We start from the raw sequence: 1,050 nt of genomic DNA on the forward strand, positions 1-1,050 counted from the left end.
CGGCGAATAGCCATGCCAATGTCAACCGCACACAATGTAATGGCGCTGCTTGCCAGAAATTCAAGAACAGTGAAGAAGCCGCCGCCGCGGTCGTCAGGGTGTTAGGTGATCGTTCGGTTCGTACCTGTACTGRCAGTMGTCRSYGGGAAGTGAACCGGGYGGTGGGAACTGATTAAGCTGGCGCTGGAAGGACAGGCGCCCCTGACCCTGGAACGGGATGACGCCGGCCGGGACACGGGGCGTTACGTGGACGGGGGATTTATTCTGCGTCAGCAGTACAGCCTGATGGGCCAGTTAACCGCGCAACGGGCCGGCCGTAATCCCCATTTCTTCCGGCCGGCTGAGCTGGATGAGATTGCCGGACCCGCTTACGCGGGGGTGGCCCGCCGGTATGAATACGATGCCGCGCTGAACCTGACCGCCGTCAGTGATGACGGGCAGCCGTTAAATTATCTCCTCAACGGCAATGGCCAGGTGATGTCGGTGGGGGAGGGCCGGACACTGCGGGAGCATTATCAGTATGATGAGACCGGGTACCCGTCAAGACGGTTTGACGGGGTGCAGGAGATTATGGGGGAAACCCTCTATCAGGAGGGCCATCGCCTGAACTGGGTGGACTCGCACCGGTTTGTTTACGACCGGGCCGGCCGCATGCAGGAGAAACAGTTTTTAGCGGAAGGTTGCCGGCTGGCGCTGACAAAATACCGGTGGAACAGCCAGAATCAGCTGACCGGCCTTATCACCCCGGACGGGATACCGTGGGAATATCGCTATGACGCTTTCGGGCGACGGACAGAAAAACGGTGTATCCAGAGCGGTAAGCGGACCACCTACCTATGGGACGGCGACGTGCCGGCGGAAATCCGGGAATATCAGCACGGCCGGCTGAAAATGATCCGCCATCTGGTGTTTGACGGCTGGGAGTTGGTGGCGCAGCAGACGCAGCAGTTTACCCTCAATCTGGACAACCGGGTAGAGCTGATGGCGGGGGCGATTGAAACCCAGTATGCGGTGAGCGCCCCGACCGGCGAGCCGCTGGCGCTGTTCGAC

Annotated in this window: 1 protein-coding gene; it reads left to right on the top strand. The window is 60.4% G+C overall.

The features are described 5' to 3' along the window. Positions 1–246: 246 nt before the first annotated feature. The coding region (locus C6H66_RS24910; RefSeq protein ID WP_248000826.1) for an RHS repeat domain-containing protein at positions 247–1,050 on the top strand (804 nt) is incomplete at its 3' end.

The organism is Photorhabdus hindustanensis (assembly GCF_002968995.1).
Taxonomy (GTDB): Bacteria; Pseudomonadota; Gammaproteobacteria; order Enterobacterales; family Enterobacteriaceae; genus Photorhabdus; species Photorhabdus akhurstii.